This window comes from Corynebacterium sp. c25Ua_47 (assembly GCF_039907205.1).
GTDB lineage: Bacteria > Actinomycetota > Actinomycetes > Mycobacteriales > Mycobacteriaceae > Corynebacterium > Corynebacterium hiratae.
Genome location: NZ_JASBOH010000003.1, coordinates 191,176 through 208,569, shown reverse-complemented (window position 1 = coordinate 208,569; position 17,394 = coordinate 191,176). Strand labels below are relative to the sequence as shown.

Genomic DNA, 17,394 nt, shown 5'->3' with positions numbered 1-17,394 from the left:
CAAAAACCCCCCCCCCCCCCCCACCCCACCCCCCCCCCCCCCCCCCCCGCCACTTCCCGCAAGTGCAAAAAATCGCCTGGGGTTAACAGTGTCCATGCATGTCACGGCGCTTTTTCTGGTTAATGAACGGAAAACTCGCAGGCCACAGTCCATTCCAATGTTTAGTTTGTCCACAGACTTTTCATCGTTGTGATTCTGTCCGCACAGAAAAAATCCCCCGCCACACCCATTGAAGGGGGTATGACGGGGGTACTGGGACTTATGCGCTAAGGCTAGTCTCGGCGTGTCCTATCCAGTGCGACAGCTAGAAGGTGTAGTCCTCCTCCAGCGGGACGGAAGCGCCGGTGAACTCACCGAAGCCATCGTCGCCGTAGATGGAATCACCGTAGGTCGGGATGGAGTACGCAGCGTTACGTGCGGCCTCAGTCGGCTTCACGCTGATGTTGCGGTAGCGGGAAATACCCGTACCAGCCGGAATCAGCTTACCGATGATGACGTTCTCCTTCAGACCAATGAGCTGATCCGAGCGCTTGTTGATGGCGGCATCGGTAAGCACACGCGTGGTCTCCTGGAAGGAGGCCGCAGACAGCCAGGACTCCGTAGCCAGCGAGGCCTTGGTAATACCCATGATCTCACTGCGCAGCTGAGCCGGCTGGCCACCCTCAGCAACCTGAGCGGCGTTAACCTGCTTGGCCTCAGAAAGGTCAACCAGGGTACCCGGCAGGAACTCGGTGGAACCGGCCTCAATGACCGTACCGCGACGCAGCATCTGACGGATGATGATCTCGATGTGCTTGTCGTGGATGGCCACACCCTGTGCACGGTAGACAGCCTGAACCTCGTCGATGAGGTGCTTCTCCACGCCGCGGCGGCCGAGAACCTCCAGCACGTCGTGCGGGTCAGCCGCACCACGCATGAGGCGGTCACCGGTGCTGACGTGGTCACCGTCGCGCAGGGAGCGCTCGATCATGGCGTCCGGATTGGACTCCATCGGGCGGCGAACCTGAGCCAAGCCCTGGCGCTTCGACAGCTTCTCGTAGACCACGTTGTCGGAACCGTCATCCGGGGTGATGGTCAGGGTCCAGAAGTTGCCCTCATCGGACAGGGACACGGTGCCGTCGACGGAAGCGATAGGAGCACGGTTCTTCGGGTTACGGGCCTCAAAGAGCTCCTGAACACGCGGCAGACCACCGGTAATATCGCCACCGACACCACCCTGGTGGAAGGTACGCATGGTCAGCTGGGTACCCGGCTCACCAATGGACTGCGCGGCCACGATGCCGACTGCCTCGCCGATATCGACCAGCTTGCCGGAGGCCATGGACTTGCCGTAGCACTTCGCACAAACACCAGCCGGGGTCTGGCAGGTCAGCACGGAGCGAACCTTGATCTCCAGAACGCCAGCGGCGACGATCTTGCGGCTGAGCTCCTCGGTCAGGTCAGCGCCTGCCTCGGCAATAACCTCGCCGTTTTCATCCTTGACATCGTTAGCCACGACGCGGCCGGATGCGGAGGTCTCCCACAGCTCGTGCAGGTCGTAGGAGCCTTCGGCAACCTCGACGCCGAGCGGGACCCGCACGCCCTGACGGGTGCCACAGTCCTCCTCGCGGACGATGACGTCCTGCGCCACGTCCACCAGACGACGGGTGAGGTAACCGGAGTCAGCGGTACGCAGAGCGGTATCCGCCAGACCCTTGCGGGAGCCGTGCGAGTTGTTGAAGTACTCCAGAACCGACAGGCCCTCGCGGAAGGAGGTCTTAATCGGACGGGTGATGTAGTCACCCTTGGAGTTCACAACCATGCCCTTCATGCCGGCCAGGGTCCAGATCTGACGCATGTTACCGGCCGCACCGGACTTCACGATCATCGGAATCGGGTTGTCGTCGGGGTACATCTCCTCAACGGCGTTACCCACGGTGTCCGTGGCGTCCTTCCACAGCTCAACCAGGCGGTCGTAGCGCTCACGCTCGGTCAGGGCACCCTGCTCCCAGTACTTGCGCTCGATGCGCTCTGCTTCCTTCTCATAAGACTCGAGGACCTCGGTCTTGTTCGGAAGAACCAGAACGTCGTGCATGGTGATGGTCACGCCGGAACGGGTGGACCAGTAGAAGCCCGCGTCCTTCATCTTGTCCAGTACCTGGGCAACGGTGATCATCGGGTACTTGGCAGCGAGGTCGTTAATGACGTCACCCAGCAGCATCTTGTTGCCTGCGCCGCCCTTACGGACCATGACGCCCTCGAGGTACGGATAGTTCCACGGCAGCAGGTCATTGAACATGATGCGGCCGAGGGTGGTCTCAGCGAGCCATGCCTGGCCCTTCTGCCAACCATCCGGGAACTGCTCAGCCTCAATGTCTGACGGCGGACGCAGGTGGGAGATGCGCACCTTGATCGGAGCCTGCAGGCCCAGAACGCCGCGGTCACGAGCCATGATGGCCTCCGCGTAGGAGGAGTAGACGCCCTGCTCCGGACGATCCTCCGTGGCGGGCTGGTAACGGCCCTCACCGCCGATCTCGTCCTCGGCCTTGTCCATGGTGAGGTAGTACAGGCCGGTAACCATATCCAGGCGTGGCATAGCCAGCGGCTTACCGGAGGCCGGGGACAGAATGTTGTTGGAAGCCAGCATCAGCACGCGTGCCTCAGCCTGTGCCTCGGCGGACAGCGGCAGGTGGACTGCCATCTGGTCACCGTCGAAGTCAGCGTTGAAGGCCTCACAAGCCAGCGGGTGCAGCTGAATGGCCTTACCTTCGACGAGCTTCGGCTCGAAGGCCTGGATACCCAGGCGGTGCAGGGTCGGTGCACGGTTCAGCATCACCGGGTGCTCGGAAATGGCCTCTTCGAGGACGTCCCACACCTCAGGGCGCTGGCGCTCCACCATGCGCTTAGCGGACTTGATGTTCTGCGCGTAGTCGTTTTCCACCAGGCGCTTCATGACGAAAGGCTTGAACAGCTCCAGAGCCATGAGCTTCGGCAGGCCACACTCGTGCAGCTTGAGCTGCGGACCAACGATAATCACGGAACGGCCGGAGTAATCCACGCGCTTACCCAGCAGGTTCTGGCGGAAGCGACCCTGCTTACCCTTGAGCAAGTCAGACAGGGACTTCAGCGGGCGGTTACCCGGGCCAGTGACCGGACGGCCGCGGCGGCCGTTGTCGAAGAGCGCGTCAACGGACTCCTGCAGCATGCGCTTCTCGTTGTTCACGATGATCTCGGGAGCGCCGAGGTCGATCATGCGCTTGAGGCGGTTGTTGCGGTTGATCACGCGACGGTAGAGGTCGTTGAGGTCGGAGGTGGCGAAGCGGCCACCGTCCAGCTGCACCATCGGGCGCAGCTCCGGTGGGATCACCGGGATAGCGTCGAGCACCATGCCGGCCGGGTCGTTGCCCGAGCGCAGGAAGGCTGCAACAACCTTCAGGCGCTTGAGGGCACGCATCTTCTTCTGGCCCTTGCCGTTGTTGATGATCTCCTTGAGCTCCTCGGCCTCAGCCTCGAGGTCGAAGTTACGGATGAGGGTCTGGATAGCCTCAGCACCCATGCCGCCGGTGAAGTAATCCTCGTAGCGGTCAACCAGCTCTTCGTAGATGGTCTCATCGATGATCATCTGCTTCGGAGCCAGCTTGATGAAGGTGTTCCAGATTTCGTCAAGGCGAGCAACCTCGCGCTCACCGCGCTCGCGGATGTGCTGCATTTCCTTATCGGCAGCGTTCTGAACCTTGCGGCGGGCGTCGGCCTTTGCACCGGCGGCCTCCAGCTCGGCCAGATCCTGCTCGAGCTTGGCAGCGCGCTCAGCGATCTCTGCCTCGACGTCATCCTCGACGTCCTTCTTCTCCAGCAGCATTTCTGCTTCCAGAGTGGACTGGTCATTGTGGCGAGCTTCCTCGTCCACGGAGGTGATGATGTTGGCGGCGAAGTAAATGATGCGCTCAAGGTCCTTCGGAGCCAGGTCCAGAAGGTAGCCCAAGCGGGAAGGAACGCCCTTGAAGTACCAAATGTGGGTCACCGGAGCGGCCAGCTCGATGTGGCCCATGCGCTCGCGGCGAACCTTGGACTTGGTCACCTCGACGCCACAGCGCTCACAGATGATGCCCTTGTAGCGCACGCGCTTGTACTTACCGCAGGAACACTCCCAGTCACGGGTCGGGCCGAAGATGCGCTCACAGAAGAGGCCGTCCTTCTCCGGCTTGAGGGTGCGGTAGTTAATGGTTTCGGGTTTCTTGACCTCGCCCTTGGACCAGCGACGGATGTCCTCTGCGGTGGCCAGCCCGATGCGGAGCTCGTCGAAGAGATTTACGTCAAACACGTAATGTCTCCCTTTCATCCCCCGTCAGGGGGAAGTTGATGGCTTTGTATGTAGGTGGTGTTTCGTTATGCCCGCCGCCTTAGATAAGCGGCGGACCAAAAGCTAGGCGATGTCTGCGTCGGAGCGCTCGTCGCGGGACAGGTTAATGCCCAGGGACGGAGCGCCGTCCATGTCGTCTTCGTCGGAGCCAGACAGTTCCATCGGCGTGCCGTCGGTGGAGAGAACTTCCACGTTGAGGCAGAGGGACTGCAGCTCCTTGAGGAGGACCTTGAAGGACTCCGGGATACCCGGATCCGGGATGTTGTCACCCTTGACAATGGCCTCGTAGACCTTGACGCGGCCGACCACGTCATCGGACTTGATGGTCAACAGCTCCTGCAGGGTGTAGGCAGCGCCGTATGCCTGCATTGCCCACACCTCCATCTCACCGAAGCGCTGTCCACCGAACTGTGCCTTACCACCCAGCGGCTGCTGGGTAATCATGGAGTACGGGCCGGTGGAGCGGGCGTGAATCTTCTCGTCGACGAGGTGGTGCAGCTTGAGCATGTACATGTAGCCGACGGAAACCGGGTACAGGTAGGGCTCGCCGGAGCGGCCGTCGAAGAGGCGGGCCTTGCCGTGCTCATCCACCATGACGTCACCATCGCGGTTCGGCTTGGAGGAAGCCAGCAGGCGAGAGATCTCCTCGTTGGTGGCACCGTCGAAGACCGGGGTTGCGGTGAGCGACTCCGGCGGGACGTCGTACAGCTCTTCCGGCAGGGTCTTGAGCAGCTCGGCGTTGGCCGGGTCCTCGGTATCGATCTTCCAACCAGCGTGTGCCAGCCAGCCGAGGTGAACCTCGAGCACCTGGCCGATGTTCATACGACGCGGCACACCGTGGGTGTTGAGGATGATGTCTACCGGGGTGCCATCCTCCATGAACGGCATATCCTCCGGCGGGAGGATCTTGCCCACAACGCCCTTGTTGCCGTGGCGGCCGGCGAGCTTATCGCCGTCCTGGATCTTGCGCTTCTGAGCCACGTAGACGCGGATCATTTCGTTGACGCCCGGGGCGAGGTCGTCGTCATCCTCGCGGGAGAAGCGGGAGACGCCGATGACCTTACCGGTCTCACCGTGCGGCACCTTCATGGAGGTATCGCGCACCTCGCGGGCCTTCTCACCGAAGATGGCGCGCAGCAGGCGCTCCTCCGGGGTCAGCTCGGTCTCACCCTTCGGGGTGACTTTACCGACCAGGATGTCGCCCGCGCGGACGTCGGCACCGATGCGGACAATGCCGCGCTCGTCGAGGTCACGCAGAACGTCATCGGAGACGTTCGGGATCTCGCGGGTGATCTCCTCCGGGCCCAGCTTGGTATCGCGAGCATCAATCTCGTGCTCCTCGATGTGGATCGAGGTGAGGATGTCCTCCTCCACGATGCGCTGGTTGAGGATGATGGCGTCCTCGTAGTTGTGGCCTTCCCACGGCATGAAGGCAACCAGCAGGTTGCGGCCGAGGGACATCTCACCGTTGTGGGTACCGGGGCCGTCGGCAAGCACCTGGCCTGCCTCCACGCGCTCACCCAGGGACACCAGCGGGGTCTGGTTGTAGTTGGTGTTCTGGTTGGTGCGCTCGAACTTGCGCAGCATGTAGGTATCGCGCTGGCCCTCGTCATCCATGATGGTGATGAGGTCCGCGGTGACGTTCTCCACCACGCCCGCCTTCGGGGTGATGATGAGGTCACCGGCGTCATAAGCTGCGCGCTGCTCCATACCGGTGCCCACGTACGGGGCCTCGGAGCGCACCAGCGGCACGGCCTGGCGCTGCATGTTCGCGCCCATGAGGGCACGGTTAGCATCGTCGTGCTCGAGGAACGGAATCATGGCGGTAGCCACGGAGACCATCTGGCGCGGGGAGACGTCGACGTAGTCAACGCCGGCGGCGTCGGTCACGCCGATATCGCCGTCCTTGAGGCGGACTTCGATGCGGTCGCCGGTCAGGGTGCCGTCGGCATCCTTCTCAACCTCTGCCTGCGCAATAGCGAAGCGATCCTCTTCATCGGCGGTGAGGTACTCCACCTGGTCGGTGACCTTGCCGTCCACAACCTTGCGGTACGGGGTCTCGATGAAGCCGAAAGCGTTGACGCGGGCGTAGGACGCCAGCGAACCGATCAGGCCAATGTTCGGGCCTTCCGGAGTCTCAATCGGGCACATGCGGCCGTAGTGCGAAGCGTGGACGTCTCGCACCTCGATGCCGGCGCGCTCACGGGACAGACCGCCCGGGCCCAGCGCGGACAGACGGCGCTTGTGGGTCAGGCCGGACAGGGAGTTGTTCTGATCCATGAACTGCGAGAGCTGGGAGGTACCGAAGAACTCGCGGATGGCAGCAGAAACCGGGCGAACGTTGATCAGGGAGGTCGGGGTAATCGACTCTGCGTCCTGGGTGGTCATGCGCTCGCGGACGACGCGCTCCATGCGGGACAGGCCCACGCGGACCTGGTTCTGGATGAGCTCGCCCACGGTGCGCAGACGACGGTTACCAAAGTGGTCGATGTCGTCGGTGTGGATGGAGATCATCTCACCGTTCGGGGCCTTCATCTCACGCTCACCGGCGTGCAGGCGCACGAGGTACTCGAGGGTGACGGCAATGTCTTCCTCGGTCAGGGTCATCAGACCGTCGTGGTCTCCACCCAGGCCGAGCTTGCGGTTGACCTTGTAGCGGCCCACCTTGGCCAGGTCGTAGCGCTTCGCGCGGAAGAAGGAGTTATCCAGCAGTGCCTGCGCGAGGTCACGCGTGGGCTGCTCGCCCGGGCGCTGCTTGCGGTAGATCTCCAGCAGAGCCTCATCGGTGTTGGCCACGCCATCGGACTCGAGGGTGGACATCATGAGCTCGGAGAAACCGAAGCGCTCCTTGATCTGCTCCTCGGTCCAACCCAGGGCCTTAAGCAGCACGGTCACCGGCTGGCGGCGCTTACGGTCGATGCGCACGCCGACGGTGTCGCGCTTGTCGACGTCAAACTCGAGCCACGCACCGCGGGAAGGAATGACCTTCACGGAGTGCAGCGGGCGCTCGGTGGACTTGTCGATGGTCTGGTCGAAGTAGACACCCGGGGAACGCACGAGCTGCGAGACGATAACGCGCTCGGTGCCGTTGACGATGAAGGTGCCCTTCTCGGTCATCATCGGGAAATCACCGATGAAGACGGTCTGGGACTTAATCTCCTGGGTGTCGTTGTTGATAAATTCTGCGGTGACGTACAGTGGCGCCGAGTAGTTGATGTCTTTCTCTTTGCACTCGTCCACGGTGTTCTTCACCGGCTCGAAGCGAGGCTCCGACAGGGACAGGGACATGTTGCCCGAGTAATCCTGGATCGGAGAAAGCTCCTCGAGAATATCCTCAAGGCCGCTCGTCACGCGTGCGTCTTCGCCGCGCTCTGCCTGCTCGCGCTCGCGCCACTCGGGGGTGCCGATGAGCCACGCGTAAGAATCGAGTTGTAGATCGAGGAGGCCCGGGACGGCGATAGGCTCGCTGATTTTAGCGAAGGAGTATCGCTTCGGGGCTCCAGGGATGTTGGCCACTGACTTGGTCTGGCGGGAGACTGCCAAGATGGGTCCTTCCAGTACCTCTGGCGGATTGCGGCCCCACCCTGGCCGGTGAGGTGCAAAACCGCTGGTAGATTTAGCATTCGGTCTGCTGTGGAATGACTGGGTTTAGAATGCACAAAATCACCTTGTCAAGTCGGTTTTACCATCACCGCTCGAAAGGCTAAATGTGCACTAAAGATCCAGATTCCAGCGCAACGAAATAGCCTATAGCATAATGGCGGCCTTGTAAAGGCGAAACGCGCCGCCGGCGTGTCGCTTCGGAGATCCGCACGCGCGGGCCCCTAGCACGCGCGGCTAGCGGGAGTGGCGGCTAGTGGGACGTCGGAAAGCGCCCAGCGCCCCGAGCAGCACCAGAAGCGCGCCGATTCCGACGCCGCCCCAGCGCACCCACTGCCCCACAGCACTCCGTGGGAAGCGCTCGGCCTGCTGGAGCAGCTCCGCGCGGGATTCCTCAGAAGTCGCACCATTGAAGGCGAACTGCACCTCACGCTCGTTACCCTCGCGGTCGGCCCAGTAGTCCTTGATATCGACGTCCATGCCCACGACGAGTCCGGTGGCTTGATCCACGTAGAGGTCCCGGGTTGCGGCGTGGAAGAGGTAGCCCTGCTCGGTGGAGCCATCCTCGTTGCTCAGCGTGGTCGTCGTGCTGCCAGCATAGAGGGTAGCCACGTTGGTGGGCTCAATCTCCTGGCGGTAGCGGTAGACCGTGCGGCCGTCGATGTCGAGGGATTCTTCGAAGACGGCGTCGGCCGCCTTGCGCAGCACCGGGTCAAAGACCGGGTAGGTAGTCTGCTCGGCATCGGCGGGTAGCTTGAGCCAGTAGCCCTCGACGGGCACCTCCGCCGTGGGCGAGCCCATGGTGTGGGAGAGCGCCGCCGAGCCCGTGGCCTCACCGCTGAGGCGATCGACGGGATAGTTCCACACGCGGGCAAAGCTTAGGTCCTCCACGTTGCCCGTGCCGCCGCGGATGGCGGACTCCCCCACTCGCAGCGTCGCCGTCTCCTTGTCTGCTGGGTCCTGGATGTCCAGGTTGAGCTGATAAGTCATCGGCCCCTCATACTGCGTAACGCCCTCTGCGGACAGCTCCTGCGCGGTAGCGTTGTCATCCTGCATCGTCCACGTCGTGTCATTGATGTCCAACGGCAGGCGCGGACTAAAGCTCAAGAAGCTCGACGCCGTCAGGCCGGCCGCGATCAGCGCAACGCCGAGGCCGAGCAGGAGGACGGAGAAGATGCGGGACTTGGGCAGCATGGTGGCTTATCCTACCGATTCGTTTGCTCAAAACACATTTCCCCGGAGGGTGCGTTTCACATTCACGCGGCATTGACGGGGGCTAAAGGAGTGTTAAATAACCTAAACTAAGTGCTCCAGCTCACATTCAAGATCGCATCATGGGATTGGCAGTAATCAATGAAGAATGACCCCCAACGCAAGAACAGAGACTTCCGCCTCTACCTATGGTCAGACCTCGTGGCTCAGATAGCCGGGGTAGGAGCCGGGCTTGCTATTCCGGTGGTCACTCTACGCTTGAGCGATAGCCTTACCCTTGCCGGTCTGTATGGAACCATCACCGGAATAGCTGCACTGGCAGGCGGCATCATCGGAGGCTCTCTTGCGGATATGTGGCGCCGCAAGCCACTCATCATTGTGACCAACGCGCTGGCTGGGGTGCTCAACCTCGCGTTAGCGGGTCTCATCCTCTCCGGAAGCTTCTCCCCCATCGTCTTCGGTGCGCTACTCGGGAGCATGATGCTCTTTTACCGAATAGGCCAAGCTTGCTCCGACCCTTGCCTGCCCCAGCTCGTTGAGGAAGAACAACTCGCCGCCAAACAAGGGCTCATCCAAGCGCGTCTGCAATTTGCGGGACTCATCGGCCCCACTGTGGGCGGCGCACTTCTAGAAGTCAATGTGGCACTGCCCTTCGTTTTTGTCGGTCTGGCAAATTTCCTCACCATCGTCTTCTTCCTCTTCATCAGGGCTAACCTAGACCCCGCAAAGAAGGCAGAGAACAAGCTCCTACGCACAACCAAGGAAGGCTTAGCCATCGTGGCTCGCTCGCCCCTACTTCGCGGGCTCATTGCCATGCAAACACTGTCGAACTGTGCAATTAACGGCTCACTGTTCATGGCTGTCCTCATACTGGAGGAGGGGAACAACCCTGGATGGGTAACGGGACTAGCCCGCACGTCCATCGGCCTCATCGGGATTGTGGGTGCTTTGTCGACGGGTTGGATGCAAAAGAAGTTTTCCTTCGCAGCCCTTCAGGTAGGCACATGTGCCTGGGTTGCTGCATCAATCGCATGTGGTGCCCTGCTCAGCCCCAGCCTGTTGATGATCATCCCGCTAGGACTGTCCGTTCTTACAGCCCCAGCCGCCGGCGCGGTAACCTATGCCGCACTCCACAGGCTTATGGCCGAAGAAACATTTGGCCGAGTCACCAATATCCAAATGAGCACCGTCGTTTCACTCTCTAGTGTGTGGTCGACCCCTCTAGCCGCATTGTCTCATCGCTGGACCTTGACCACTGGTTTGTGGGCCAATGCGCTCGCCGGGCTCCTCGCTATCGGGCCTGCCCTCATCTTTGTGCGCAGAGCCGATCACGCCCTTGCGCAAGCAGACGCGAGGGAGAAAGAGGACTCCCCTAGCCACTCATGAGCGCAAGTCAACTGTTTCTATGAGTGAGAGTCGGCCTCTTCTTTGTGATTCCACGGAACGATGGCGCTGACATCAGTGGTCTTGCGAGCTTTCCACAGATCGTATTCCTCTTGAAGTCCGAGCCAGAACTCGGCGGAGTTCCCAAAGTAGGCCGACAAACGCAAAGCCATATCGGCACTGATACCGAGCGCACCGCGGGTAATTTTGGAAACTTGGGAACGGGTAGTGCCAATGTCGTTGGCCAGACGATACTGGGTAATCCCGCAGGGTTTGAGGAATTCTAGGAGAAGTACCTCTCCAGGGTGCGGAACGGGAACAACATCAACATGAGTGTGTGCTTCAGTGGTAGTCGATAAAGTCAACGTCAACAGCTCCTTCGGGTGTCCACTTGAATATGATGCGCTACTGCGAGTGCATAATTCAAGGCCGTCGGGCCTTACAAAACGGGAACAACCCCGCACCGCACACAAGCGGAACGAGGTTGTTGGCGCGCAGCGAATGTGCCGCGCGGGAAAGCTTTAGTAATTCAGGTGAATTACTTGAGCTCGACGGAAGCGCCAGCCTCTTCGAGCTTAGCCTTAGCAGCCTCAGCGTCGTCCTTGGAAGCACCCTCGAGGATAGCCTTCGGAGCCCCCTCAACGAGCTCCTTAGCTTCCTTCAGGCCCAGGCCGGAGACGATCTCGCGGACAGCCTTAATAACGCCGATCTTCTTAGCGCCAGCGTCGGTCAGAACGACGTCGAACTCGGTCTTCTCTTCCTCAGCGGCACCGCCGGCAGCCGGGGCACCAGCAGCAACAGCAGCAACCGGAGCAGCGGCCTCAACGTCGAAGACCTCCTCGAACTCCTTGACGAACTCGGAGAGCTCGATGAGGGTCATTTCCTTGAAAGCTTCAATGAGCTCGTCCTTGGTGAGCTTAGCCATGATTGGCATCCTTTCTCATTGTTCCTAGCCGCACTAGGCAGCCAGATAAGTGTGTGTGTTTAAGTTGTGCGCCTGTAAGTGGCGTCTTAAGCTTCCGCAGCCTTCTTGTCCTGCAGGGCCGCAGCGGTGCGGACCATCTTGGTTGCAGGAGCGTTGAATACGGCGGCAGCCTTTGCCATAGAACCCTTCATGGCGCCAGCCAGCTTTGCGAGGGTGGTCTCGCGGTTGTCCAGCTTGGCGATGGCCTCAACCTGGTCGGCAGACAGAGCGTTGCCGTCCATGTAGCCACCCTTGATAACGAGTGCCTTGTTGTCATCAGCGAACTTGGTGATGACCTTCGCAGCATCCACTGCCTCGCCCTTGATGAACGCAATAGCGGTCGGGCCAGTCAGGTGCTCGTCAAGACCCTCGATGCCAGCTTCGTTGGCAGCGATCTTGAAAAGGGTGTTCTTGGCGACGGAGTACTCAACGTCAAAGCCGAGGTTGTTACGCAGCTCCTGGAGCTGACCCACGGTCAGGCCACGGTACTCGGTAAGCACGATGGAGTTTGCACCCTCGAGCTTCTCCTTCAGTGCCGCCAGGTCTGCGGTGTTCTTCGGGTTTGCCATTTTCTACTTCGCCTCCTTTCGAAACATCTCTTGTGTTTTCCGCCGGGGCCTTCCCCACTCCGCTTGCCCGATGGACAACCGAAATAACAAAAGCCCCGTGCAAGAGCACAGGGCGCGCGCGGAATTCCGCGCTTATTCGCAAAGTGTCTCCTGCGTGGGCCGCCCTCTAGGATGAGGAACCTTCGATCCGGATATCCGGATGACCGACGGTCTTCGGTGAACTTTGACTCGGCCTCAGCGGGCCGTTCAAACTTCGCTAGGTACTTTACAACCCGACCTGCCATAACTCCAAATCGCTCCGCTGAGAGCTTTCGACGCGGGTTCCTGTATGAACGTTGTCAGTCGCTGAGCACTCCGCGCGGAACGATGACGGGGGCGTCGCTGCGCGGGTCGTCCCAGATCTCGACGTCGATGCCATAGGCTGCGGCCAGCACTTCTTTCCGCAACGCCTGGCGGGGCGTTCCCTGCGCGATGACCTCGCCGTTGTTCATGACCACCATGGTGTCGGAGTACTGCCCGGCCAGCATGAGATCATGCAACACGACGACGACCGTTTTCCCAGCGTCGGCTTGCTTGCGCACGAGCTGCAGAACGCTGATGGCATGGGCTGGATCGAGGAAGGTTGTGGGTTCGTCGAGAAGCAGCACTGGCGTGTCCTGCGCCAAGGCCAGCGCGAGCCACACCCTCTGGCGCTGGCCGCCCGAGAGTGCCGCGATGTCACGGTCGATGAAGTCCGTAATGCCAGTCTCCACGCAGGCCTGCGCGATGATGTCGCGGTCCTTCGCGGACAGTCCCCGACCGCGGCCCAGGTGCGGGTAGCGGCCGCGCGCGACGAGCTCGCCCACCCGCAGCCCATCCGGCGCCGTCGGCTGCTGCGGAAGAAGCGCCACGTGGGCAGCTGCTTCCTTCGGGCTCATGGCGTGCACGTCCAACTCGCCGATGTGCACGCTCCCCTGCCGCGGGCGAAGAATCTTAGACAAGGTCTTCAACAATGTGGATTTGCCGCAGCCATTGGGCCCGATAAGCGTGGTGATTTCGCCCGGGCGTGCCACCAAGTCAACACCCGACAGGATGTCTTCCCCGTCCTTATATCCGGCATAAATACCGGTGGCCGTAATTTCTCTGTCTTTCACTAGCTCTTATCCTCTCCGCCGTGCGGCGTTCCACACCAAGATGACCAGGGCACATCCTCCGATAATGGAGGAGACAGCACCCACCGGAGCGTCCATCGGCAACGTTCCAGCAATGACAGCGCACGCACTCAGCAAGGCGGCGCCAGCAGCGCACGAAACCAGCGGCACAGGCGTGGGCGTCCGGGCAACAATGCGCCCCACATGCGGGGCCAGAAGTGCAATGAAACCAATGGGACCGGCCACGGATACGGTCACCGCGCAGATACCCGTAGCTGCCACCAGCAGCAACGCGCGTGTTCGCGTGATGTTAACCCCGAGGGAAAGGGCCGAGAGATCATCATGCGCAAGGAGCGGCAGCTCCCGAGCACACCACAGGCCAAGAACCACGAAAGGAGTCAGCCCCACGAGCAGAGGAAGAATGACCTCCATCCGCACGAAACCCGTGGTTCCCGCCAGCCACAGCTGGGATTGCGCTGCGCGGAGGAGCTCGGCTGCGCGTAAGAGATACGCCACCAGCGCTTGGAACAGCAGGGAGAGCGCGATTCCGACGATGACGATGCGGTTGCTCGTGCCAATTCCCCCAAGCGCCACCAGCAGGATGGCTGCTAGCACCGCGCCCAGCAGCGCGAGTCCTGCCCGCCACCAGAACATAGATAGTCCGTCGGCAAGCAACGGCCGGGAGAACACCGTTCCGAGGACCACCATGACGGACGCGCCACCAGTCACGCCAAGGATGTCAGGCGAGGCCAGCGGATTGCGCGACATGGATTGCGTCCACGACCCTGCCAGTCCGAGCGCGGCGCCCACGATGAGGGTCGCTAGAGCTACCGGCATGCGCAGGTCCCAGACAACGCGGATTTCGCTGCGGCTTCCGCCGCCGTTGAGGATCTCCAGGACCCGCCCCGGGCTCAAGTCCACGGGCCCTTGGCCCAGCAGGAGAACATAGGAGCTTGCCGCGACCAGAACAAAGAAGCAGGTGGCCGCCCATATCCATGCCCGGCGCTGCCGCTCCTGGGAACGCAGTTGCTTGACGACGTCCCCCTTCACCCGCCCACTCATAGCTTGTGCTCCCCGCGGTGTACGGCCCAGATGAGAAATGGTGCGCCCACAAAGGCCAAGACGATGGACATCTCCAACTCAGAGGGGCCCGCGATGAGGCGGCCGAGAATATCCGCAGCGAGTACGGAGCAACCACCGAGCAATGCGGCTGGGGCAATCATCGCGGTAACTTCTGGCCCCGTGAACCGGCGCAGCAGATGGGGGATGGCGAATCCGACGAAGGCAATGGGCCCTGTCGCCGCAGTTGCGCATCCTGCTAGAACAACGATGCTCAAGGCAGCGCCGCGCCGCGCCAACGTGGGAGAACCGCCTAAAGCAACCGAGGATTCCTCCCCCATTGCCAGAAGATCGAGCGGGCGCGCCACACGTGCGGCGATGAAAAACCCAATAAGCAATCCGGCACCCGCGATGGCGACATCTTCTGGACCGCGCCCAAACGTGGAGCCAATGGTCCATCGGCGCATGCTGTCGAGGACATCCGTGGAGTACAGGCCGATCAGCATGGCGCCAGAGCTCAAGGCAGCAGCAACCCCTGCGCCGACCAAGACCAGCGTCAGGGGATCCTGAAACCGCCGGGATACACCCAGCACTAATGCTGTGGCCAGGCCGGCGCCTACGAGGGCGAGCGCGGTCCGCATCCCGGTTGAGGTGGCGACACCTAGCGCCGTCCCGAGGGCAACCAGGAACGAGGCCCCCGCGGTGATACCGATGAAGCCCGGATCAGCCAAGGGGTTTCTAGTCCAGGACTGAGCGATAACACCCGATACCGCGATGGCCGCTCCCGCGAAGTAGGCAACGAACGTGCGGGGGATACGCAAATCCCACACGATGTTCTCGATATCTGCTTCGCCTCCGCGGAGGAGGGCAGAAAGCAGATCAGGCAACGGAATAGCCCGAGAGCCCACCACCAGTGAGCACAGCAGAAGGAGGAGGGTCGACACCACTAGTGCCGTGGTGAGCAGTGCGCGGCTTCTCCCCCTCGAATCCAGCGCGACTGCCGTGCCACCGTGGCGCATTTTCGCAGCACCGTGGATAGCGTCAGCCTTCCTCGGTAGAGCGAGCACTTAGAGTTTCTCTTCGAACTTGTCGACGGCCCACGGGATCGTCAGCGGGTTCGGCATGCTCATCGCATTGCCGGTGTCCGTGTCCAGGTAGCGCACGCGGCCATCCTTGACCACGTCTAGGCCCTGGAACGTGGAATCCTTCTTCAGCTCATCGGCCGCACCGTTGTAATCCAAGACGAACAGATAGTCCACGTCGTTGAGCTGGGTGTAGTTTTCCGGCGCGTAGTCCACGAAGAAGCTGGAACCATCACCCTGCAATTCCTGCGGGATCTCAAAGCCGAGGTTCTCAATGAACTGGCCGCGGCCGTCCTCTGCCGTGTAGAGGCCCAGCTTCCCGTCATAGGGCATGACGATGGCTGCTCGCTTACCCTGCAGCTCCGGGTGGGAGGCCCTGAACTGCTCAAAGGCCTCCTCCGCTTGGTCAATGAGCTTGTCCCCCTCCTCTTCCTTATCCACGGCAGCGGCGATGGTCTTGACCTGCTCCTCCCAGGGGATCTGCCAGTCCTCGAATCCTTCTGGCTTCACGGTCAGCGGAGCGATATCCTCGAGGGATTTCTTTGCTTCTTGGTCCACTGCCTGGTTCACAGCGATGATCTGTGTGGGGTCCGAGGCCGTGACCTGTTCAAGAACCTCGGCCGTAAACCCGGAAGCAGTGTTATAGATCACCTCGGGCTGCGCATCCCCCAGAAGCTCCTTCGCCCATGGGCCAACGCCTGAGCCATCCCCATCGCCTTGCGAACCCCACGGCGCCACAGCAACAGGAGTGATTCCGAGTGCGAGTACGGTATCGGCATCGCCCAGCCCCAGGCTCGCAACCCGCACCTCATCAGCACTGCCTGCACCCGCGGTGTCCTCGCCGCTTCCGCGCGAGCACCCTGTCAGAGCAATCGCTGCCGCCGAGACAATCGCGAGCACGGCTTTCGCGCGCCGGTGGATAGCAACCATGGAATAAACCTTTCCTTCGATGGGAACGAGCGGACAAGCGTTCGCACCCCTAACATACTTGAGGCTAGCCTAACCTCTGCTTTATGATGGATTCAAATTTCCCTTATACCTAGGAACAATTCCCTTGACGCATCACCGCCTACTACCCGTCACCCTCACAGGAAACACCCGCCTCAAGCCGCGGCTGCACCGCCTGACTTTCCACTCGCCAGCCTTTGGCTCCTACCCCCTAGCCGGGCCTGATGAGTATTTTGGACTCCTCATGCCCCAAGACGGGCAAGAGTTTTCGCTCTTCCCAGTCGACGATGCCAACGTGCGCGCCGCCGTCACCGGATTGCCCGACGACGTTCGCCCGGAATTGCGATGGTACACAATTCGCAGACTCAACCACGAAGCCTGCACCATCGATGTCGACGTGGTGACCCATGGCGATAATGGCCCGGGCTCGCGGTGGATCCTCAAGGCCCAACCCGGGGATACTGCTGGAATTTATACCGGGCAAGCACGGTGGCAGGCACCCAGGAAATCACAACTGCTACTCGCGGACGCCTCCGCCCTTCCGGCGCTGTGGCACATCCTGGAGCACTACGAAGCCTCTTCACCGGAAACCCTGGCTGGCGTCGACGTCGTTGCCATGATTGCGGACGACGATGAAATTGAAGACGGCTTTGAAAAGACGTGGCGCAACAAGGTTCGCTCGCTCACCATGGTTGTCGCCCCACACGACGAACACAGCGCACGCGCCGTTCAGCTTCTTGACTCCCGTTTCACCGCGGATACTGCGCCGGATTCGGTGTGGGTGTCCGGCGAGGGAGACCTGGCCAAAGAGGTGCGCTCATTAGCGGTGCACGACTGGGGCGTGCCGCGCGAGGACGTCATCTGGTCCGTGTACTGGATACAAGGCAAGCCACGGCCTTAAAGCGGCCTTCGCACGCATCTAATCCTTTTAACCGGCAGTGGGTAGCCGGTGAATAACACGGCACGCTTCCACATGGTTTCAATCAGAAGGTTGCAGTCAAGAGGTTTCAGTCAGAAGGTTCACCTGCCCCCAAACGAACCGTCTTCGCTCCTCCATATGGTTTGTTTGCCCCCAAGAAAACCTTTTGACTAGAACCATCTACATCCA

General features: G+C 61.3%; 12 protein-coding genes. 2 read left to right on the top strand and 10 right to left on the bottom strand.

Annotated elements, in window-relative coordinates; translation table 11 throughout:
- Positions 1-304 precede the first annotated feature (304 nt).
- From QKE52_RS04930 to QKE52_RS04920, 3 genes are all read right to left on the bottom strand, one after another.
- Positions 305-4,300 carry a DNA-directed RNA polymerase subunit beta' gene (locus tag QKE52_RS04930; RefSeq protein WP_347948292.1) on the bottom strand — a complete coding sequence of 1,332 codons (3,996 nt, stop codon included), beginning with the start codon at positions 4,298-4,300 and terminating at the stop codon, positions 305-307.
- 102 nt (positions 4,301-4,402) lie between these two features.
- Entirely contained in the window at positions 4,403-7,882 is a 3,480-nt protein-coding gene (locus QKE52_RS04925; RefSeq protein WP_046647757.1) for a DNA-directed RNA polymerase subunit beta, read from the bottom strand.
- Positions 7,883-8,176: 294 nt separating this feature from the next.
- Positions 8,177-9,133, bottom strand: a complete 957-nt coding sequence (locus QKE52_RS04920) for a DUF3068 domain-containing protein (protein WP_347948291.1) — start codon at positions 9,131-9,133, stop codon at positions 8,177-8,179.
- Between the two features lie 159 nt (positions 9,134-9,292).
- Between QKE52_RS04920 and QKE52_RS04915 the strand changes: the two genes are divergently transcribed.
- A complete protein-coding gene (locus tag QKE52_RS04915; RefSeq protein WP_347948290.1) occupies positions 9,293-10,537 on the top strand; it encodes an MFS transporter in 1,245 nt (414 codons plus the stop codon).
- Positions 10,538-10,554: 17 nt separating this feature from the next.
- Here QKE52_RS04915 and QKE52_RS04910 read toward each other — a convergent pair whose 3' ends face one another.
- The 7 genes from QKE52_RS04910 to QKE52_RS04880 all read right to left on the bottom strand — a co-directional run bounded on the left by QKE52_RS04910 (position 10,555) and on the right by QKE52_RS04880 (position 16,268).
- A complete protein-coding gene (locus QKE52_RS04910) occupies positions 10,555-10,899 on the bottom strand; it encodes a HigA family addiction module antitoxin (protein ID WP_347948289.1) in 345 nt (114 codons plus the stop codon).
- A gap of 173 nt (positions 10,900-11,072) precedes the next feature.
- The gene (rplL, locus tag QKE52_RS04905) at positions 11,073-11,459 is read right to left on the bottom strand and encodes a 50S ribosomal protein L7/L12 (RefSeq protein WP_010189710.1); all 387 of its coding nucleotides are present in this window, start codon (positions 11,457-11,459) and stop codon (positions 11,073-11,075) included.
- A gap of 86 nt (positions 11,460-11,545) precedes the next feature.
- On the bottom strand, positions 11,546-12,067 hold the full coding sequence (gene rplJ, locus QKE52_RS04900; RefSeq protein ID WP_010189711.1) for a 50S ribosomal protein L10: 522 nt from the start codon (positions 12,065-12,067) through the stop codon (positions 11,546-11,548).
- Between the two features lie 338 nt (positions 12,068-12,405).
- On the bottom strand, positions 12,406-13,200 hold the full coding sequence (locus QKE52_RS04895) for an ABC transporter ATP-binding protein (RefSeq protein WP_347948288.1): 795 nt from the start codon (positions 13,198-13,200) through the stop codon (positions 12,406-12,408).
- A gap of 6 nt (positions 13,201-13,206) precedes the next feature.
- Entirely contained in the window at positions 13,207-14,259 is a 1,053-nt protein-coding gene (locus QKE52_RS04890) for an iron ABC transporter permease (RefSeq protein ID WP_347948287.1), read from the bottom strand.
- Positions 14,256-15,323, bottom strand: a complete 1,068-nt coding sequence (locus QKE52_RS04885) for an iron ABC transporter permease (RefSeq protein WP_347948286.1) — start codon at positions 15,321-15,323, stop codon at positions 14,256-14,258. Before QKE52_RS04885 ends, QKE52_RS04890 begins: the two co-directional genes overlap by 4 nt.
- On the bottom strand, positions 15,324-16,268 hold the full coding sequence (locus QKE52_RS04880) for an ABC transporter substrate-binding protein (protein ID WP_347948285.1): 945 nt from the start codon (positions 16,266-16,268) through the stop codon (positions 15,324-15,326).
- A gap of 124 nt (positions 16,269-16,392) precedes the next feature.
- Between QKE52_RS04880 and QKE52_RS04875 the strand changes: the two genes are divergently transcribed.
- Positions 16,393-17,187: a siderophore-interacting protein gene (locus QKE52_RS04875; RefSeq protein WP_347948284.1), complete on the top strand. Its 795-nt coding sequence runs from the start codon at positions 16,393-16,395 to the stop codon at positions 17,185-17,187.
- Positions 17,188-17,394: the final 207 nt, after the last annotated feature.

What these genes read in the sequence shown, in the direction of transcription:
- QKE52_RS04880 (WP_347948285.1), bottom strand. Translation starts at nt 16,268, where the DNA reads ATGGTTGCTATCCACCGGCGCGCGAAAGCCGTGCTCGCGATTGTCTCG.
- rplL (WP_010189710.1), bottom strand. Translation starts at nt 11,459, where the DNA reads ATGGCTAAGCTCACCAAGGACGAGCTCATTGAAGCTTTCAAGGAAATG.
- rplJ (WP_010189711.1), bottom strand. Translation starts at nt 12,067, where the DNA reads ATGGCAAACCCGAAGAACACCGCAGACCTGGCGGCACTGAAGGAGAAG.
- QKE52_RS04920 (WP_347948291.1), bottom strand. Translation starts at nt 9,133, where the DNA reads ATGCTGCCCAAGTCCCGCATCTTCTCCGTCCTCCTGCTCGGCCTCGGC.
- QKE52_RS04890 (WP_347948287.1), bottom strand. Translation starts at nt 14,259, where the DNA reads ATGAGTGGGCGGGTGAAGGGGGACGTCGTCAAGCAACTGCGTTCCCAG.
- QKE52_RS04915 (WP_347948290.1), top strand. Translation starts at nt 9,293, where the DNA reads ATGAAGAATGACCCCCAACGCAAGAACAGAGACTTCCGCCTCTACCTA.